The sequence below is a fragment of the Flavobacteriales bacterium genome (assembly GCA_016715895.1).
Lineage (GTDB): Bacteria > Bacteroidota > Bacteroidia > Flavobacteriales_F > PHOS-HE28 > PHOS-HE28.
The window spans coordinates 327,845-347,356 of record JADJXH010000004.1 but is presented as its reverse complement, the minus strand read 5'-3'; the positions used below and the strand labels follow the sequence as shown (position 1 = coordinate 347,356).

18 protein-coding genes are annotated in these 19,512 nt (G+C 64.6%); 12 read left to right on the top strand and 6 right to left on the bottom strand.

Annotation, left to right across the window (positions count from 1 at the left end):
• Positions 1-81 precede the first annotated feature (81 nt).
• Positions 82-855 (bottom strand): response regulator transcription factor, encoded by a 774-nt coding sequence (locus IPM49_10105; protein MBK9274879.1) that lies wholly within the window; start codon positions 853-855, stop codon positions 82-84.
• Positions 856-1,137: 282 nt separating this feature from the next.
• On the opposite strand from IPM49_10105, the gene IPM49_10100 reads away from it, so the two are divergent.
• The 3 genes from IPM49_10100 to IPM49_10090 all read left to right on the top strand — a co-directional run bounded on the left by IPM49_10100 (position 1,138) and on the right by IPM49_10090 (position 3,547).
• On the top strand, positions 1,138-1,434 hold the full coding sequence (locus tag IPM49_10100) for a hypothetical protein (GenBank protein ID MBK9274878.1): 297 nt from the start codon (positions 1,138-1,140) through the stop codon (positions 1,432-1,434).
• Positions 1,434-1,610 carry a hypothetical protein gene (locus tag IPM49_10095; GenBank protein ID MBK9274877.1) on the top strand — a complete coding sequence of 59 codons (177 nt, stop codon included), beginning with the start codon at positions 1,434-1,436 and terminating at the stop codon, positions 1,608-1,610. Before IPM49_10100 ends, IPM49_10095 begins: the two co-directional genes overlap by 1 nt.
• Before the next feature lie 101 nt (positions 1,611-1,711).
• Positions 1,712-3,547, top strand: coding sequence for a T9SS type A sorting domain-containing protein (locus tag IPM49_10090; protein MBK9274876.1), 1,836 nt, complete (start codon positions 1,712-1,714; stop codon positions 3,545-3,547).
• Between the two features lie 202 nt (positions 3,548-3,749).
• Here IPM49_10090 and IPM49_10085 read toward each other — a convergent pair whose 3' ends face one another.
• Genes IPM49_10085 through IPM49_10070 form a run of 4 tightly spaced genes read right to left on the bottom strand, consistent with a single transcriptional unit; the run spans position 3,750 to position 6,061 of the window.
• A complete protein-coding gene (locus IPM49_10085) occupies positions 3,750-4,088 on the bottom strand; it encodes a DUF86 domain-containing protein (protein MBK9274875.1) in 339 nt (112 codons plus the stop codon).
• Positions 4,060-4,389 carry a nucleotidyltransferase domain-containing protein gene (locus tag IPM49_10080; GenBank protein ID MBK9274874.1) on the bottom strand — a complete coding sequence of 110 codons (330 nt, stop codon included), beginning with the start codon at positions 4,387-4,389 and terminating at the stop codon, positions 4,060-4,062. The genes IPM49_10085 and IPM49_10080 overlap by 29 nt, the downstream gene beginning before the upstream one ends.
• A 38-nt stretch (positions 4,390-4,427) precedes the next feature.
• Positions 4,428-4,718, bottom strand: coding sequence for a hypothetical protein (locus IPM49_10075; GenBank protein ID MBK9274873.1), 291 nt, complete (start codon positions 4,716-4,718; stop codon positions 4,428-4,430).
• 38 nt (positions 4,719-4,756) lie between these two features.
• Positions 4,757-6,061 carry an aminopeptidase P family protein gene (locus IPM49_10070; protein MBK9274872.1) on the bottom strand — a complete coding sequence of 435 codons (1,305 nt, stop codon included), beginning with the start codon at positions 6,059-6,061 and terminating at the stop codon, positions 4,757-4,759.
• Positions 6,062-6,237: 176 nt separating this feature from the next.
• Here IPM49_10070 and IPM49_10065 point away from each other — a divergent pair, with 176 nt between their 5' ends.
• The 9 genes from IPM49_10065 to IPM49_10025 all read left to right on the top strand — a co-directional run bounded on the left by IPM49_10065 (position 6,238) and on the right by IPM49_10025 (position 14,424).
• Positions 6,238-7,272, top strand: a complete 1,035-nt coding sequence (locus tag IPM49_10065; GenBank protein MBK9274871.1) for an IS630 family transposase — start codon at positions 6,238-6,240, stop codon at positions 7,270-7,272.
• A gap of 269 nt (positions 7,273-7,541) precedes the next feature.
• A complete protein-coding gene (locus IPM49_10060; GenBank protein MBK9274870.1) occupies positions 7,542-7,814 on the top strand; it encodes a hypothetical protein in 273 nt (90 codons plus the stop codon).
• 3 nt (positions 7,815-7,817) lie between these two features.
• Entirely contained in the window at positions 7,818-8,240 is a 423-nt protein-coding gene (locus tag IPM49_10055; protein ID MBK9274869.1) for a DUF1801 domain-containing protein, read from the top strand.
• Positions 8,241-8,387: 147 nt separating this feature from the next.
• Positions 8,388-9,065, top strand: coding sequence for a succinate dehydrogenase cytochrome b subunit (locus IPM49_10050; protein MBK9274868.1), 678 nt, complete (start codon positions 8,388-8,390; stop codon positions 9,063-9,065).
• 28 nt (positions 9,066-9,093) lie between these two features.
• Positions 9,094-11,109, top strand: coding sequence for a fumarate reductase/succinate dehydrogenase flavoprotein subunit (locus IPM49_10045; GenBank protein ID MBK9274867.1), 2,016 nt, complete (start codon positions 9,094-9,096; stop codon positions 11,107-11,109).
• Between the two features lie 47 nt (positions 11,110-11,156).
• Entirely contained in the window at positions 11,157-11,621 is a 465-nt protein-coding gene (locus tag IPM49_10040; protein ID MBK9274866.1) for a four helix bundle protein, read from the top strand.
• A gap of 37 nt (positions 11,622-11,658) precedes the next feature.
• Complete coding sequence (locus tag IPM49_10035; protein MBK9274865.1) at positions 11,659-12,408, top strand: succinate dehydrogenase/fumarate reductase iron-sulfur subunit; 750 nt, start codon at positions 11,659-11,661, stop codon at positions 12,406-12,408.
• Between the two features lie 106 nt (positions 12,409-12,514).
• Positions 12,515-13,657 (top strand): pyridoxal phosphate-dependent aminotransferase, encoded by a 1,143-nt coding sequence (locus IPM49_10030; protein ID MBK9274864.1) that lies wholly within the window; start codon positions 12,515-12,517, stop codon positions 13,655-13,657.
• A complete protein-coding gene (locus IPM49_10025; GenBank protein ID MBK9274863.1) occupies positions 13,645-14,424 on the top strand; it encodes an amidohydrolase in 780 nt (259 codons plus the stop codon). Before IPM49_10030 ends, IPM49_10025 begins: the two co-directional genes overlap by 13 nt.
• 5 nt (positions 14,425-14,429) lie before the next feature.
• On the opposite strand, the gene IPM49_10020 is transcribed toward IPM49_10025, so the two are convergent.
• A complete protein-coding gene (locus tag IPM49_10020; GenBank protein ID MBK9274862.1) occupies positions 14,430-19,433 on the bottom strand; it encodes a gliding motility-associated C-terminal domain-containing protein in 5,004 nt (1,667 codons plus the stop codon).
• Positions 19,434-19,512: the final 79 nt, after the last annotated feature.

Genomic DNA, 19,512 nt, shown 5'->3' with positions numbered 1-19,512 from the left:
GTCGGTCCGCGGTGGCTTGGGTGACCGTCGCCTGACCGGTGCGCCCGATCGAGCGGACCGTCATCCCGGCCATGTGGACCGTCAGCGGACGCGTTCGAGGAACTCGGCCACGCGCTCGCGAGCGATCGGGACCCTCCGCCCGTCGCGGAGCACCGCCCAATGGCCGTCGTCGCGCAGGTATTCACGCAGGTGCTCCAGGTTCACGATGTGCGAGCGATGCACCCGCAGGAACAAGGACGGATCGAGCAGTTCCTCATACACACGCAGGGTGCGGGTGTCGAGGTAGCGCGTGCCATCGCTGAAGTGCAGCTGGGTGCAGTTGCCCTCGGCCTCCAGGTGGCTGATGTTGTGCGGGTCGAAGAGCTTGAACCCTTTGGCGTGATCGATCACGATGCGGCCCGCGGGCAGCGAGGCCTCGCGGACGGCGGCGTTCAACCTTGCGCGATACGCCGTGGCCTCCGCTGGCCGTTCATGCTGTTCACGCACCCGCTCGAGGGCCTTCATCACCGCCGCCCGCAGCTCATCGGGATCGATCGGCTTCAACAGGTAGTCCACCGCATGGGTGTGAAAGGCCTGCAGCGCGTAGTCCTTGAAGGCCGTGACGAAGACGACCAGGGCGCGCAGGTCGCGGAGCTCGGCCAGCAGGTCGAGGCCCTCGGTGCCACTGGGCATGCGGATGTCCAGGAAGAGCAGGTCGGGGTCAAGCTCCGCGATCCGCTCGCGCGCGCTCGCCGGTCCATCGGCCGTTCCCGCCACCTCCACCTCGGGGCAGAGGTCCTCCAGCATCAGGCGCAGGTTCTCCCGGGCCGGTTCCTCATCGTCCACGATCAATGCCCGCATCCGCCGCGACCCCATGCCGGCGAAAATAGCGGCACCACCGGAGCGACCGTTCTTCTCTTCGTCGCGACCGTTGCCCGGATCGCGCTGGCGATCGGGCGTCGGGCATGGTAGGTTGGGGTCACCATTGAACGCAAACCCCTTGTTGCCATGGCTTCCATGAACTCCCATCACAAGCTCTGGATCTTCTCCGACCAGGGCAGTTGAACCGCGCAGTGCTCATGTCAGGTTTTGGTGTGGAGGGTCGGTCCGCCGGGTGGTGGGCCGGCCCTCCGGCGTTCTTGGGCAACCCTGCCCCCGATGATGTCGTACAACGGGGTGAAGAACAGGCCCATGGCCCAGCACACCACCCCCCACGAGATCCACGTGCGCATCGACCAGCTCGAGCGCCTGCTGATGTTCGACTATGACCCCGCCTCCCAGGATGCGCTGTTCGACATCGTGGACCCCAGCGGCCGGATCGTCAAGACCGGCGATGTCAGTGGACCCGTCACGCGCGTGCGCATCACCGACCTGGATGGGGAGGAGTATTTCCTGATGGTGCTCGATGGCGAAGTGAGCACGGTGAAGCCCATCCACCTGCGCCGCGCCGTCTGATGCACGCACCCGCCGCCGTCATTCCCTCTTACCGGGCCCTCACCATCGTGGGCAATGTGCTGCGCATCGATCGCAACGGCATGGCCCATGTTCCTTTCGAGAGCGGCACCACGGCCGGCAAAGAGGTCGAGGTGGTCTTTGTGCTGGTGCCCGGCGCAACCGGGGAGCGCAGCTGAGCCGTTCTCCCGCACCGGTCCCTGAACCGATACCGCCTTCCGTCGATCGGCGCATGCGGGTCGCTTCACCTTCCGATAGGTTGGCGGCAAACCCTGTTGCCATGATCCGATCTTCACTCTGCCTCGCGCTGTTGTCCGCGCATGCCTGGGCGATCCCCGTTGACGGGACCGCACAGGGCACCGCGATCACATCCATCGGGAACGACCGCCTGGAGGTGGGGCTCACCTCCTGGGGCTTGATCGGTGCGGGGGCCGATGGGGCCAGCCCCGCGTTCGAAGTGCCGCCGGGAACGGGCGCCCATGTCCTCTGGGGCAGCGGATTGTGGGTCACCGGGCGTGGTCCGGGTGATACGCTGCATGCCGCCGGGGCGGACTATGGAGGTCTGTTCGATTCCGATTATTGGACCGGTCCGCTCACCACCGACGGCTCCGCCACCGCCCTGCCCGGTGTGGCCCAGGCCTACGACCGCATCTGGTGCGTGGAGCGCTTCGACATCGAACAGCACCTGAACTACCACGACTGTGTGGACGACCCCGATTGCGAGGAGGCCCTCGTGTACCCTGGATACCAACCCGCGCAGTCCCTGCTCGACTGGCCGGCGATGGGGGATATCGCCCTCGGCCTGGCCCCCTATCAGGCACCGTTCGTGGACCGCGATGGGGATGGCACCTACGATCCGGCCTTCGGTGATGTGCCCTGCATCCTGGGCGATCGTGCCTGCTTCATGGTGCTGAACGACCAACGGCCGCACAGTTTCTCGCAGGGTCCGCCGCTCGGCATCGAGCTCAGGTTGATGCCCTTCGTCTTCGATACGAACGACCCCGAACTGGCCAACACGCTCTTTCTGCGCGCGCACGTCATCAACCGCAGCAGCAACGCGTACACCGATGTGCGCATCGGGTTGCACACCGACTTCGACCTGGGAGACCCGGAGGATGACATGATCGGGACCGACCCGTCGCGCAACCTGTGGTACGCGTACAACGGGGATGGATTCGATGGTCCGTCCTTCTGGGGCCCCGGCTATGGCGGCCAGCCCCCCGCCTTCGGTGTGCGGCTCATCAAGGGTCCGCTGGTGGAGGCCGATGGCAATGACGACCCGGTCGTTCCCCTCATCCCCGGCTTCAACGGCCAGGGCTTTGCAGACCAGCAGATCGACAATGAGCGCTTCGGGCTCACGAGCAGCCGCATCTACTCCACGGCATCCGGCGCCACCGGCATCCCTCAGACCGCCGTTGATGTGGAGCGTTACCTGGCCGGGCAATGGCTGGACGGCCTGCCGCAGACCTACGGGGGGAACGGGTACTCGCAGGACCCGAACGCGGTGCCAGCGCGGTTCATGTACCCTGGCGACAGCGATCCCCTCGGAGCGGGCACGGATGGTGCGGCACAGGCGCCGTGGTCCGAGGTGGGTGAGGGCAACACACCGGGCGACCGCCGCATGATCGGCGTCACCGGACCCTTCGTTCTGGAGTCCGGCGAACATGCCGACCTGCTGTTCGCCTACCTCTTCGCCCAAGCACCCTCCGGCGGTCCGCTGGCCAGTGTCAACGCCCTGCAGGCCGCGGCGGACAGTGCGCTCGCCAGCGTCATCGGCGACGTGGGCGGCATGGCCGAAGTGTTCGGCATCGCCGAGGAGAACGCCTTGTCCGTTTGTGCTCCGCACCTCGTCACCGTGGGATTGTCGGACCACCGCCGCTCCATGGGGGTTCAGGTGTTCCCCAACCCGGCGACCGAGCAGCTCGTGGTGCTGACACCGGGTATCGCCGCTGGCGCCGAGCTCACGCTGCGTGATGCCTCCGGGCGCGTCGTCCGTGCGATGCGCACTTCCGGTGAACGCTCGGCCGTTGATGTGAGCGACCTGGCAAAGGGTGTATACCTCTGTGAGGTGATGGGCAGCGGAGCACGCTTCACCCGAATGGTGGTGAAGGAGTAGCGGCAGGCCCGATCTCGACCATAGGAGCCCCGCGATCGTTCGCGGGGCTCCCTGGTGCATGGAGGAGCGGATCACGCCTCTACCTTCCTCCGGCTCATCAACTCCTCCACCGCCTCCGCCTCCACCGGAATGTCCGCGAACAGGTCGATCGGGTTGTCGCGCGTCACCAGGATGTTGTTCTCCACGCGTTTGCCCTAGGTGTTCAGCTCTTCCGCGCCTGCTGAATGGCGTTCTTCAAAGCAGGTAGGTGCTTCTGGAGGATGGGCCACACGAACGTGTCGTCGATCGTATCGTACGAATGGATCAACCGGTTCCTGAACTGCACGATGCGGTCCGCCTCGGGGATCGGATGTGACGGGTCGAGCTTCCGGATCTTGTTCACTGCTTCACCGATGATGCCAAGCTGGCGCTCCACGGCGCTCTTCACCAGTGCGTGCCGGGTGTATGCCTCGAACGAGGAGACATTCCCCTGGGCCATGAAGGCCTCGATCAGGTCAATGGCCCGAAGGATATCAGCATAGTAGCCGTCCAGTCGCTCCATCGTAGATCAGCTTCTTGGAGGCCTCGATGGCGCGCTTCTTCACCGGGTTCTGTAAAGAGCGGGGCGTAAGCAGGTCCACCTTGCGCTGGAAGAACGCTTCCATCCGATCCCAGAACGACCATAGCCGTTCACCATCCTCCACGGGGTTGTCCAGCTCGATCTCCACCAACAGGTCCACGTCGCTCTGCGCCGTGAACGGGCCGTTGACCGCCGATCCAAAGGCATACAGTTCCTTTACCCGGTGCGCCTTGCACAGGTCGATGAACTGTTGACGATGGCCGTTGATCAGGTCGGCGAGCATGGAGCGAAGTTAAATGCAATGCTAGGGCTCATGCGCGATCACGCGCCCATCACGCGTATCGGCTCCAGCAGGAGGAGTGCAAAGGGCACCAGCGTGACCACCGCGATCGGGATCAAGAGCAACCAAGCAAGCCGGTGTTCCGCGAACACGACGACCCATTGGGTGACCAGCAGACAGAAGCTGTAGAAGAGGATCGCGAGGATAAGCCCGGGTACAAAGGCTTCAGCCGTGAGCCACTCGCTTTGATACGGCGTGATGAATGCGTCCACGATGTGGTACACGAAGAACAGGATGAGCCCCAGTTGCAGGAACTGTAGTGTGCGTCCCACGTTCCGAACGATGCCACGAACCCGGAGAGCAGAGCCGCTCACGCCTCAACCTTCCTCCGGCTCATCAACTCCTCCACCGCCTCCGCCTCCACGGGGATGTCCGCGAACAGGTCGATCGGGTTGTCGCGCGTCACCAGGATGTTGTTCTCCAAGCGGATGCCCAGCTTCTCCTCGCGGATGTAGATGCCCGGCTCCACGGTGAAGACCATGTCCGGCTGGATCATCTCGTTCCACAGGCCCACATCGTGCACATCCAGGCCCAGGAAGTGGCTGGTGCCGTGCATGAAGTACTTCTTGTACAGCGGACGCTCGGGGTCCTGCTTCGCCACATCGGTCTTGTCCAGCAGGCCCAGGCCGATCAGCTCGCTCTCCATGATCTTCCCCACTTCCTTGTGGTAGTCGGCCAGCAGGGTGCCGGGACGCAGCAGTTGCGTGGCTTCGTTCTTCACGCGGAGCACGGCGTTGTACACCGCGCGCTGGCGGTCGGTGAAGCGGCCGTTCACGGGGATGCAGCGGGTGAGGTCGCTGGCGTAGCCGCCGTACTCGCTGCCGAAGTCCATCAGGATCACATCGCCATCGATGCACACCTGGTCGTTGGTGATGTAGTGCAGCACGCAGGCGTTGTAGCCGCTGGCGATGATGGGCGTGTAGGCATGGCCGCGTGAGCCGTTGCGCAGGAACTCGTGCGTGATCTCCGCTTCGATCTCGTACTCCTTCACGCCGGGCTTCACGAAGCCGCACACCCGCTCGAAGGCCTTGCCGGTGATGGCGATCGCGCGCTTCATCTGCGCCACTTCCTCCTGCGTCTTGCGGCTGCGGATGCGGTGCATGATCGGCGCGCTGCGCTTCACGCTGTGCAGCGGGTACTGGGCGCGCAGTTCCTTGTTCTTGCGGTCCTCGCGCGTCTCCACCTCGTTGTGCTGGCGCAGGTGCTCGTTGCTGTTCAGGTACAGGTGCTCGCACTGCGGCACCAGGCGCTTGATCGTGGCCTCGTAGCTGCTCGTCCACAGCACGGTGGCGATGCCGCTCAGGTCGCGTGCCTCCTGCTGGCTGAACTTGGCGCCCTCCCAGATCGCGATCAGCTCGCTGGTCTCGCGCACGAAGAGGATCTCGCGGTCCTTCGGGTCCACCGCATCAGGGAACAGCAGCAGGATCGTCTCCTCCTGGTCGATGCCGGTGAGGTAGAAGATGTCGCTGGCCTGCTTGAACGGCATCGTGCCATCGGCGCTGGTGGGCATGATGTCGTTGCTGTGGAACACGGCCAGACCCCCTTTCTCCAGGTGCTGGCGGAAACGGGCGCGGTGCTCGCGGTAGGTGGACGCAGAGAGCGGTGTGTATCGCATTGTAATTCGCCGAAGCCTCGGCGTAGGTGAATAGGGCGAAGGTAGGGGAGGGAGCGAAGCTTCAATTCTCAAGCTACAAGCATCAAGGCCCAAGGCACGCCTTTGAAGCTTGGGGCTTTATTGATCCGGCATCGATATAGCGGACGATCGGCACGATCTGTGGATCTTGCCGAGGCATGCGCGAGAACGACTCCAGGAAGCTGTCGATGCCCGAGCTCAATGAGCGTCGTAGGCAGGCGGTGCAATGCAGGCTCAAGGGCATGGGCCTGAAGGAAACGGCCGAACTCTGTGGCATGTCCCGCAACACGGTGAACGAAGCCTGGCAACGGTACAAGGCCGGTGGCTGGAAGGCCATTCGTGTGTGGAAGACCGGTCGCCCGGTGGGCAAGGGACGCATCCTGACAAGTGAGCAGGAGAAGGAGACACAACGGCTGATCCGTGACAGAACGCCCGATCAGTTGAAAATGCCTTATGCGTTGTGGAACCGGCAAGCGGTGCGCGAGCTGATCGAGCGGCGCTACGACCGCAAGCTGGCCATACGCAGTGTGGGGCTCTATCTGGAGCGCTGGGGATTTACGCCGCAGAAGCCACTGCGCAAGGCCTACGAGCAGCGACCGGAGGCGGTGCGCAAGTGGCTGCACGAGGATTATCCGGCCATCCGTGCACGTGCCAAGGCTGAAGGTGCCGTGATCCACTGGGGCGATGAGACCGGTCTGCGCAGTGATGACGTTCGCGGGCGCAGCTACTCCCTGCGAGGCCACACTCCCGTGGTCAGGGTGAACCACAACCGCCACGGCTGTTCGGTGATCTCCACGGTGACCAATCGCGGGGAAATGCGCTGGATGGTCTTCAAGGGCGCACTGAACAGCAGCATCCTGATCGGCTTTCTGAGAAGACTGGTCAAGGATAGCGACAACAAGGTGTTCCTGATCTTGGACAACCTCAGGGTCCACCACAGCAAGCCGGTCAAGGAATGGCTCGAGGAGCATCTGGAGAGCATCGAGGTCTTCCACCTGCCGAGTTATTCGCCCGAACTCAACCCGGTGGAAGTAGCGAACGCAGCGCTGAAGGATGCCGTCACCAAGCACGCTCCAGCACGCAAGAAGGGGCAGCTTGAACTCTTCACATCACGCTTCCTGCGTTCCCTCCAGCGACACCCCAAGCGCATCATCGCACTGTTCCAGAAAGACACCGTTCGTTACGCAGCCTGAGTCCAGATCATGAATGCCGGATCAATAGCTTTGTGACTTGAGGCTTGTTCTGGGCGTGCCGGCGCCGTCCCTTCGCTGCGCAAAGCCTCCGCTCGGGAGCGCGCCGTCGGGCTATCCGCAGTAGTCCTCCCCCTCGCAAAGCCTCGGGGTGCGGGCTACTTGCTCCTATCCCTCACGCGGCACATCATCCCCAGGATTACTGACCACATGGGGCCATACCACCTTCATCACCTCCGCTCCTTATTCTTGCCCCGTCCAACCCGATCCCGATGAAACGCATCCTCGTCTCCATCTCCCTTTCCCCCGAAGGCATGGCGCACATCCGGGCCACCCCGGAGCTACAGAAGGTGGAGATGGAGTTCGTCAACCGGTGGAAGGAGGAGGGGCTCCTCGAGAGCTTCTTCATCAGCACCGACCGGACGGGGGCGTTCCTGCTCCTGAGCGGGGTGGAGTTGGGCCGGGCGAAGGAGCTGATCGGCACCCTGCCCTACTTCCCGCACATGGCCCAGGTGCAGTACGTCGAGCTGGACAAGCAGTTCTGAGCCATGGCGAAGGCCAACAAGACCCAGGCCACCACCGCTAATGTGGAGGCTTTCATCGACAAGCACCCCAAGGAGGAGATGCGCGATGACAGCCGGGTGCTTGTGAATCTGATGCAGGAGCTGACCGGCGAGCAGCCCCACATGTACGGCCCGTCAATCATCGGCTTCGGAACCTACCACTACACTTACGCCAGCGGTCATTCGGGCAGCGCGCCCCTCGCGGCCTTCAGCCCGCGCAAGCCGGAGCTGGTCATCTACCTGGGCCAGGAGGCCTTGGAGCCGGAGGTGCTGGCCAAACTGGGGAAGCACAAGGCCACGAAGGGCTGCTTGTACGTGAAGCGCCTGGCCGACATCGACCTGAGGGTGTTGAAGGCGATGATCAAGCGGTCCATCGCGGCCACGCGGAAGGCCTACCCAGGTCAGTAAGCCGTGCCCGACCATCTGCCATTGGCGGCGGCAGCCCTGATCAGAACCGTTCTAAACAAGGGACGCACCCCCCTCGGCTTCCATGCCAACCGCTCGCCCCGTAAGTTTGCGGCCGAACGAACCTCAGTGGTTCGCTGTTAAGAAGACATGGCACGAACAGCCCTCCTCGGTTCCTCCCTCACGAAGAAGTATTGGATGGCCCTCACGGGCCTTTTCCTTTGCCTGTTCCTGGTGATCCATCTGGCCGGCAACCTGCAGTTGCTGGACGCCAGCCCGGAAGGCAGGCTGAAGTTCAACGCCTACGCCAAGTTCATGACCACCTTCCCGTTGATCAAGGTGGTAAGCTACCTGCTCTACTTCAGCATCCTGTTCCACGCCTTTGACGGCATCCTGCTGGCCATGCAGAACCGCCAGGCCCGTCCAACCCGTTACGTGAAGGAGAAGCCTTCCGCCAACCGCACCTGGTACAGCGGCCAGATGGCGCTGTTGGGCACCTTGCTGCTGGTGTTCATCGTGATGCACATGAAGCACTTCTGGTACGAGATGCACTGGGGTGGCCTGCCGATGGATGCCGAGGGCAACACCGACCTCTTCACCGTGGTGGCGGCCGCCTTCCAGCAGCCCCTGTACGTGCTGTTCTATGTGGTGGCCATGGCCGTGCTGGGCTTCCACCTGCTGCACGGGTTCCAGAGCGCCTTCCAGAGCCTGGGCCTGAACCATCCGCGCTACACCCCGATCATCAAGAACGTGGGGGTGTTCTTCGGCGTGGTGGTGCCCATCCTCTTCGCCCTCATCCCGGTGTGGATGTTCGCTTTCCCCGGTTGATCCTTCCCTTAGATCCGTCCGCAATTCCATGAGCAAGCTCGACAGCAAGATCCCTCCCGGTCCCATCGACAAGAAGTGGACCTACCACAAGGGGCACATGCGCATCGTGGCGCCTGCGAACAAGCGCCGCATCGATGTCATCGTGGTGGGCACCGGCCTGGCCGGTGGTGCCGCCGCGGCCTCGTTGGCGGAGATGGGCTACAACGTGAAGGCCTTCTGCTTCCAGGACAGCGCCCGCCGCGCCCACAGCATCGCCGCGCAGGGGGGTATCAACGCCGCCAAGAACTACATGAACGACGGTGACAGTGTGTACCGTCTGTTCTACGACACCGTGAAGGGCGGCGATTACCGGGCCCGCGAGGCCAATGTGTACCGCCTGGCCGAGGTGAGCGCGAACATCATCGACCAGTGCGTCGCGCAGGGAGTGCCCTTCGCCCGCGACTACGGCGGACTGCTGGACAACCGCTCCTTCGGCGGGGTGCAGGTGAGCCGCACCTTCTATGCCCGCGGACAGACCGGCCAGCAGCTGCTGCTCGGTGCCTACAGCGCGCTGATGCGCCAGGTGGGCAAGGGCACGGTGAAGATGTACGACCGACACGAGATGCTCGATGTGGTGGTCGTGGACGGCAAGGCGCGCGGCATCATCGCCCGCAACCTGATCACCGGCGAGATCGAGCGGCACGGCGCGCACGCGGTGCTCCTGTGCACCGGCGGCTACGGCAACGTGTTCTTCCTGAGCACGAACGCCATGGGCAGCAACGTCACCGCCGCGTGGAAGGCGCACAAGCGCGGGGCCTTCTTCGGCAACCCCTGCTACACGCAGATCCACCCCACCTGCATTCCGGTGAGCGGCACGCACCAGAGCAAGCTCACGCTGATGTCGGAGTCGCTCCGCAACGACGGCCGCATCTGGGTGCCGGCCAAGTTGGAGGATGCCAAGGCCATCCGCGAAGGGAAGAAGAAGGGCAGCGACATCCCCGAGGCCGACCGCGACTACTACCTGGAGCGCCGCTACCCGGCTTTCGGCAACCTGGTACCGCGTGACGTGGCCAGCCGTGCCGCCAAGGAGCGTTGCGATGCGGGCTTCGGCGTGAACAAGACCGGTGAGGCCGTTTACCTGGACTTCAGCGCGGCCATCGAGCGCTACGGCAAGCTCCAGGCGAACATCCTGAAGCTGGAGAACCCCAGCAAGGAGAAGATCCGCGAGCTGGGCGAGGCGGTCGTGAGCGAGAAGTACGGGAACCTCTTCGACATGTACGAGAACATCGTCGGCGAGAACCCCTATAAGGAGCCGATGAAGATCTACCCCGCCGTGCACTACACCATGGGCGGCCTGTGGGTGGATTACAACCTGCAGACCACCGTACCGGGCCTCTTCGCGCTGGGCGAGGCCAACTTCAGCGACCACGGCGCCAATCGCCTCGGTGCCTCAGCGCTGATGCAGGGCCTGGCCGACGGCTACTTCGTGATCCCCTACACCGTGGGCGATTACCTGGCCGACGACATCCGCACCGGCCCCATCGACACCAAGCGTCCCGAGTTCGACGCCGCCGAGAAGGAGGTGACCGACCGCATCAACCACTTCATCAACAACAAGGGCACCAAGCCGGTGGATGAGTTCCACCGCCGACTGGGCAAGGTGATGTGGGACAAGTGCGGCATGGCGCGCAACGAGCAGGGCCTGAAGGAGGCCATCCAGGAGATCCGCCAGATCCGTGAAGAGTTCTGGAAGGATGTGCGCGTACCCGGCAAGGCCGACGAGTTCAACCAGGAACTGGAGAAGGCCGGTCGCGTGGCCGACTTCCTGGAGCTGGGTGAGCTGATGTGCATGGATGCACTGCACCGCAACGAGAGTTGTGGCGGCCATTTCCGCGAGGAGTACCAGGAGATGGAGGGGCCGCAGCAGGGCGAGGCCAAGCGCGACGACGCCAACTTCGCCTACGTGGCCGCCTGGGAGTGGCTGGGCGAGGCCGGCAAGGCCGAGCTGCACAAGGAGCCGCTGACCTTCGAGGAGGTGAAACTGACGCAGCGGAGCTACAAGTAGGTGAATGGCGAAAGGTCAATGGTGAATGGGAAATACCCGGAGCTGACATGAGCCAGGAACGATTGGATGCCTTCAATGAACTCTGCGTGGAGGAGCCGAACGAGCCCTATGGGTCCATCAGCAGCTACCGTGACCTCATCATCTGGCAACACTCCATGGACACCACAGAGATGGTGTATGAGTTCGCGGCGCTGCTGCCCAACGAGGAGCGTTTCGGCCTGGTCAGCCAAATGTGCCGGGCGGCGGTTTCCATGCCTGCCAACATCGCAGAAGGATGGGGCCGCGGCACCAGTAGTGATCGCCAACTGCTCAGTTACCTCCGGATCACGCGTGGTTCACTGTACGAGCTCGAAACACATCTGGAACTTGCTCGTCGGCTATACCGCAAGCTCCGCTTGGACCCTACGCCGATCACATCTCGCCTCACCTCGATAGCGCGGATGTTGAACAAAATGATCGTGAAGATCGAGGCCCGTTACGAATCACTTCGCAAGGACCGTGATGGCAGATGAGGCCTGCCCATTCGCCATTCACCATTGACCATTCACCATGAAACTGACACTGAAGATCTGGCGCCAGAACGGTCCCAACGACAAGGGCCGCATGGAGACCTATCCCGTGAACGACGTGTCCGAGGACATGTCCTTCCTGGAGATGCTGGACGTGCTGAACGACCAGCTGATCCGCGAGGGCAAGGACCCGGTCGCCTTCGACCACGACTGCCGCGAGGGCATCTGTGGCATGTGCAGCCTGTTCATCAATGGTGAACCCCACGGCCCGGGCCGCGGCATCACCACCTGCCAGTTGCACATGCGCAAGTTCAAGGATGGGGACACCATATTCATCGAGCCTTGGCGCAGCGCGGCCTTCCCCGTGATCAAGGACCTGGCCGTGAACCGCGGGTCCTTCGATCGCATCCAGGCCGCCGGCGGTTTCGTCAGTGTGAACACCAGCGGGAACCTGGTGGACGGCAACGCGGTGCCCATCCCGAAGGATGATGCCGATAAGGCCTTCGACGCCGCTACCTGCATCGGCTGTGGGGCCTGCGTGGCCACCTGCCCCAACGGCAGCGCCATGCTCTTCGTGGCCGCCAAGGTGAGCCAGTTCGCCCTGCTGCCCCAGGGTCGTCCCGAGGCCAAGCGCCGCGTGCTGGCCATGGTGGACCAGATGGACAAGGAGGGCTTCGGCAACTGCAGCAACACCGGCGCCTGCGAGGTGGAATGCCCCAAGGGCATCAGCTTGGAGCACATCGCCCGCATGAACAGGGAATACCTGGCGGCGAGCGTGACGAAGGAGTGAAAGATCACTGATGAACTACTGGAAAGGCCGTCATCGACGGCCTTTCTTGTTCCCTATCTATGGCCCGTGGTGAACTCGGACCCGCGTCCATTTAGCTTAGCCGAGCATGCGGTTGACCAGCAAGCTCCCCCACGTCGGCACCACCATCTTCACGGTGATGAGCAAGCTCGCGCAGGAGTGCGGCGCCATCAACCTGAGCCAGGGCTTCCCCGACTTCCCCATCGACAGCAGGCTCATCGAGTTGGTGGACAAGGCCATGCGGGCCGGGCACAACCAGTACGCGCCCATGCCGGGTCTGCCGGCCTTGCGGGAGGCCATCGCGGTCAAGGTGAAGCGGCTGTACGGCTTCAACTATGATCCCGACACGGAGGTGACGGTGACAGCGGGCGGTACCCAGGCCATCTTCACGGCCCTGGGGGCGGTCGTCCATCCCGGCGATGAGGTGATCATCATCGATCCTGCCTATGACTGCTACGCGCCCACGGTGGAGCTGTTCGGCGGCAGGCCGGTGCATGTGCGCCTGGGTGCGGACATGAAGTTCGATGCGGGAGCGGTGAAGGCGGCCATCACGCCCCGCACCCGCATGCTGATGATCAACACGCCGCACAACCCGGCAGGCACCATCCTGCGCGATGCGGACATGCGGCGGATCGCCGACCTGCTGCGCGGCACCGACATCCTGCTGCTGAGCGACGAGGTTTACGAGCACTTGGTCTTCGATGGCGAGCCCCACGCTTCCGCGATCAACTACCCGGAGCTGCGCGAACGCGCCTTTGTGATCTTCAGCTTCGGCAAGGTGTTCCACGCCACCGGCTGGAAGATGGGCTATGCCCTGGCCCCGAAGGCCCTGATGGCTGAGTTCCGCAAGGTGCACCAGTTCAACGTGTTCAGCGCGAACACACCGATGCAGCATGCCTTGGCGGCCTACATGCAGGAGCCCGCGCATTACGAGCAGGTCTCGGCCTTCTACCAGGCCAAGCGGGATCGCTTCGTGGCCGGCATGAGGAACTCGCGGTTCACGCTGCTGCCCTGCGAGGGCTCGTACTTCCAGACGGCCGATTACAGTGCCATCAGCGACGAGGGCGATCGGGCCTTTGCCGAACGCGTGGCGAGGGAGTTCGGGGTGGCGACGATCCCGCTTTCTCCCTTCTACCAGGAGCCTCCGCCCGGTCAACGACTGCTGCGCTTCTGCTTCGCCAAGCAGGACGCTACCTTGGACGCAGCGATCGAGAAGCTATGCGGGATCTGAGGATGACGTTGGTGCAAAGCATGCTCCATTGGGAGGATGCGGCCGCGAACCGGGCGATGTTCAGCGATAAACTCGCTGGATCGAAAGGCACGACCGACCTCGTCGTGCTGCCGGAAATGTTCACAACGGGCTTCAGCATGCGCAGCCATGAACTCGCGGAGGCCTTGAATGGTCCGACCGTGGAGTGGATGCGAACGCAGGCCGCCGCGCTGGATGCGGCCCTCTATGGGAGCGTGATCATTGCCGAGGGCGGCCACCGCTTCAACCGCGGGCTCTTCGTGAAGCCCGACGGGCAGGTCACCGTGTATGACAAGCGGCACCTCTTCCGCTTCGCGAACGAGACGGACCACTACAGCCCGGGCCGTGAGCGGGTGGTGGTGGAGTGGCAGGGATGGCGGCTGTTGCTGCAGATCTGCTTCGACCTGCGCTTCCCGGTGTTCGCGCGCAACCGCGGCGACTACGATGCCATCCTGTACGTCGCGAACTGGCCGGAGGCGCGGCGCTATCCGTGGAGCCAGTTGCTCATCGCACGCGCCATCGAGAACCAGTGCTACGTGGCCGGGGTCAACCGAGTGGGCATGGACGGCAAGGGCATCCACTACAGCGGCGACAGTGTGGTGATCGGTCCCCGTGGGGCCGCGGTGGCCGCTGTGGAGCCCTCCCAGGAGGGCCTGGTGACCGCCATCCTGGATCGTGCGGAGCTGGAGGACTTCCGGGCGAAGTTCCCGGTGGCCCTGGAGGCCGATGCGTTCGAGCTGCGCCTCTGATCGGGTCAGCGCATGACCGTCACGTGCCCCATGCGCTCCTGTTCCATGCCCACGCCACCCTGCTCGTCGTCCACGAAGCGGTAGCGCATCTTCCACACATAGACCTCGTTGGGGACCTCCGCACCATGTGCGGTGCCGTCCCATTGGTCGGTGGGGCTGTTGGTCTGCCAAAGCACTCCACCCCAGCGGTCGAACACGATCAGTTCCATCGTGGCCACGTTCTTGCCCACCGGCCCCCAGGTGTCGTTGATGCCATCGGCGTTGGGGGTGAAGGTGTTGGGCACATAGATGCTCGCCGGGCAGAACTCGTTCACCTTCACCGAGTCGCGCAGACCGCAGTTGAACGTGTTGGTGATGTCGACGAAGTACCAGCCGTACGCGCCGGCAAGGATGATCTGTGCGGTCTCCCCCGAACTCCAGTCGAAGCGCGAGCCCGGATTGCCGGCATCGATCACCACGAAATGCGGCTCCTCGTCCAGGCAGGTGAAGATCTGGTGCACGGGCATGCTGCTGGGACGCGGATTGAAACCGGTCACCACGGCGTCGCTCACGCTGCAGTATCCGTTGTCCACGGTGACGCTGTATGTGCCGTTCTGCACCACGTCGATGGTGCGTGCAGTGGCGCCCGTGCTCCAGGTGTACGCTGCGCCGGGGTTGCCTGCATCCAGGGTCAGCACATCGCCCTGGCACAGGGCCGTGTCCGGTCCCAGGTCCACGACGGGCCAGGGGACGAAGGTCACCGCGGCATCAAAGGAACCGGTGCAGCCCTGCGCCGTGGTCACCAGCACGGTGTACGTTCCCGCCGTGGCAGCTGTGATGGTCCGTGTGGTCGCCCCGGTGCTCCAGGCGTAGGTGCTTCCGGGGTTGCCGGCGTCGAGCAGCACGGGTTCGCCGGTGCACGCGGTGGCGTCGATCGGTCCGTCCACCGGCCCGGGAAGCACGGTGAGCATCACGCTGTCCGACGCCTGGCAGACGGAGTTGCTGACCAGGACCCCGTAGAGGCCGCTCTGCGAGGGGCTGATGGTCTGTCCCGTGGCGCCGGTGCTCCACAGGTAGGTGCTGCCCGGGTTGCCGGCGTCCAGCACGACACCCGGACCGGTGCAAACCGTGGTGTCGGGTCCCAGGTCGACCACAGGCGGTTCCACCAGAACGACCTGGGCATCGAACGTGGCGCTGCAGCCCTGGGGATCGGTCACAAGCACACTGTACGTGCCGCTCGTGGTCACCGGGATCGACTGGCCGGTCGCGTTCGTGTTCCACAGGTAGGAGCTCCCGGGGTTGCCCGCGTCGAGCGTCACCGAAGTGGTGGAGCAGGCCGTGATGTCCTGCAATGCGTCGATCGGCATCGGCGCGAAGGTGAGGGTCACCGCGTCCGTGCTCACGCATCCTTGTGCGCTGGTGGCGGTGGCGGTGTAGGTGCCGCTGCCCGTCGCTTGGAACTGCTGCCCCGTGCTGCCATTGCCCCACACCACAGTGCTGCCCGGGCTGTTGGCCTGGATGGTGAACGCGGTGACCCCGCAGAGCAGGCTGTCAGGCCCCAGGTCGAGCGCTGGCAAGGCGTTCAGCGCGACGTTGAAGGTCTTGGTGGTCTGGCAGCCCTGGGCGTCCGTGATCTCCACCACGTACGTGCCGCTGGCGGTCACCGTGACCGTCTGCGTGGTCGGGCCGTGCGCCCAGACGTAGGTGCTTCCGGGGAACCCGGCGTCCAGCACCACGTTCTGGCCGACGCATCCCGCGATGTTCACCGGGTTCACCATGCTGTCGAACGCATCGGTGATGCGCACGGAATCCGTCACCGAGCAGCCGTTCGCATCGGTGATCGTCACCTCGAAGAGCATCGTGGTGTCGGCCATCACCGTGGGGGATGCGATGCTCCCTGAGTTCAGGAGGGCGGCCGGGGTCCACGCGATGGTGAACGGTGCGGGCACGTTGTGCTGCACATCGAGCTGGAAGCCCAGTGCGTTGCACAGGGTGGTGTCCTCCGTGGCCGCGATGCTGTACGCGGTGGTCACCGCGATCGTGATCGAGGCCTGGGTGCTGCAGCCGGTCTGCGTGTCCGTGAGGGTGGCCGTGTAGGTGGTCGTCCCGCTTGGCGTGGCCACAGGGTTCGGGGCGGTGGCGCTGCTGAGGCTGCCGGCGTTGTTCCAGAGGAGCTGCAAGGTCCCTGTGCCCTGCATCACGGCGTTCAACTGGCTGCTCTCCCCCTGGCACAGCGTGAGGTCACTGGCGCTGAGGCTGAGGCCCAATTGGGGCCCCATCGTCACGGTCACCGCATCGCTCGCCGTGCATCCGATGCTGCTGGTGGCCGTGGCGGTGTAGGTCGTGGTGGCGGTGGGGCTGGCCATGGGCGCAGCGATGGTCGTGCTGTTCAGGCTTCCGTTGTTCGGGGCCCAGCTCCATTGGATGCCCTGGCCGGAACTGGCGGTGGCCTGCAGCTGGATCTGTCCGCCGCCGCAGAGCAGCACGTCATTCCCGGCGTTGATGGTGAAGGCCGGGGCCACTTGGACGAACACCGGATCGCTGACCGTGCATCCCGTTCCGCTGGTGGCCTCCACGGTGTACCAGGTGTCGGCCAGGGGTGTGGCCACCGGGCTCGCGCTCGTCGGATCGTTCAGCGTGGCGCCAGGCGACCACAGGAGCGGCACCCCGGTGTTGTCCACCCGGGTGAGCGTCACGTTGTCCAGTGCCCACACATCCTGCGCGGCACCGCTGTTGGCCAGCTGGCGCCAGCGGAAGTGCGTGGCGGCGGACCATGCGGCGGGCGGGATGGCCAGGGTGAGCGGGGTGAAGGCCGGGTATTGCGACTCGTTCAAGGTCTGGATCACCGTCCAGGCCACCCCGTTCAAGCTGTATTCCACCACCACGTCCTCCCCGGGTTCGGCACCGTCACAGGGTGCCGTGCCGCCCGAGATCCACAGGCTGAACATCAGGGTGCCGCCCTGGGGCACGTTGGCGGGGGTGGTGCGTGCCTGCCGCGTGCCCGTTCCATTGAACAGGAGCGCGTTGCCGTTGACCGCCCCACAGGTGCCGCTCACGCCACCGCCCTGCACCTGGGCCCACATCGCCGAGGTGGTGTTGTCCAACGGGTCGAAGCCGATCATCCGCTGCGTGCGGGTGCCCAGTTGCACCGCGTCCCCCAGGCAGATGATGCTGTCGGCCGTGATGGCCTCCACACTGTGCACCGTGTTCGGTGTCACCTGAACGAGCACACTGTCGGTGGCGCTGCCGCAGCCCAGTGGGCTGGTCACGTTCAGCTTGAACCACGTGGTGGTCATCGGATAGGCCACCGGGTCGGGGATGGTGGGGTCGCTCACCACGGCCGCCGGTGTCCAGTTCAGCGCATAGGCATTGGGGTCGAGGTTCGGCGTGGTGCCGAGCTGCACGGGCTGGTACTGGCAGATCTGGGCCGCGTTCCCTCCGTTGGCCGTGGCCTCCACCGTCACGGGCACCTGGATGCCGACATGGAACGTGAACTCCAGGGGACAGGTGGATCCCGGTGCCGTGCCGGAGACCGTGTACGTGTCGTTGGTGGTGGGTGTGAACGAGTAGCTCAGCCCGTTGGCGAGCACCACCCCCGGTGTGCTGGCGGCCTCCCACTGCGGGTTGTCCATGGGCTCGGGCGAGGTCAACGTCACCGGCCCGTTCACGCACAGCAGCGAGTCCTGCACCACCACCGGTACCTCGGTGGCGTTGGCGTTGAACGCATAGCTCTCGCCCGTGCCGAAGCCGGTGGCGTACACATGGATGCCCTGCGGAGCGGTGACGCGGTGCGTGCCCGAGGTGATCGTGCGGCTGGCATGCGACCAGGTGGGGCACGTGGCGAAGGCCGTGAAGCTGCCGGCCGGCACGGCTGTGCCATCCACGGCCACCTGGCCCACCACGGCGGTGGGCACCACCAGTTCCACCCGGTGGCCGGTGATCTGCGGCGAACTCACCGTGCTGAAGGTGGTGGAGGTGGTCGTGCGGTCGTCCGGTTCGATCACCACCATCGAGGGGTCGCCCGCGTTGGCGCAGTTGTACCCTTCATAGATGACGACCACCGAGACGGGCGCCGACGCGTTGATGCACGCGGTGCCTGCAAGTCCGTTCAGTTCGTGGGCCTGGCCGGCGTTCAGGGAGATGGGCGCGCCTCCGTTCACGGTGACGCTGGTGCCGTTCTGGCCGGCAAGGACGCGCACGGTCGCATTGGAGATCCCGCCGGGCAGGAAGGTCTTGAACGAGGTGCCCCAGCGCTCCAGTGGGAGCATCTGCTCCACCACGTGGTCGCAGGCCGGGCAGCCCACCGGCACATTGGCGCACATGCTCCCGCTGAGCACCACGAAGGGACGGCAGGGACCGCTCGCCGCTGTGGCCCGGACGCGCGTGCCCGTGAGGTCCAGCGACGACAGGGCCGATTGCACCTGATAGCTCTGGCCCTCGTCGAGCATCACCGTGAAGGGGACGCCTGCGGGCCGCCCCCCGGCGGTGTTCACGCTGGGGGTGATCTCCACTTCCGTGTCATCGGTGGTGGCCACGATGAGCAGCTCGCTCTTGTAGAATTCGTTGAACCCGGGGAGGCCGCGGTAGGCCTCGGCGAAGTAGTCGGTGCCCAGCGCTTCCACCGGAAGCACCTGGGTGCCATCATGGGTGTAGCTCTGGTAGCTCACCGCGGTGACGGCCACGGGTGCGACCGCCTGGATCCGGACCCCTTTTCCGGTCACTGTTTCGGAACCGACATGTTCGGCGGTGTTGGGGACGTTCACCTGCACGACCCCGTTCGCCGGAACACTGAAGGCCTGGCTCCAGCCGGTCTGGGGAATGCTCACCGTGCCAGTGGTGGCGGAGGGCGCGCTGATGTACAACCGCGTCTCCTGGGCACCATAGGCGTTCTGCATGAAGCCGGTCCACAGGTCCGTGCCGAGGGTCGGCATCGGGCCGTTGACCTGGGCCGATGCACTGCTCAGGCACAGGACGACAAGGCCGACGACCAGTGCCGGGCGCATGTGCAGGAAGGGGGTTCGGGCGGTCATGTCCACCGAAGAGCGGGGTGGTTCGCGCCGTGCATACGGGATCCACCCGTCAAGGTTCCCGGCCTGGAACGGCGAAGGG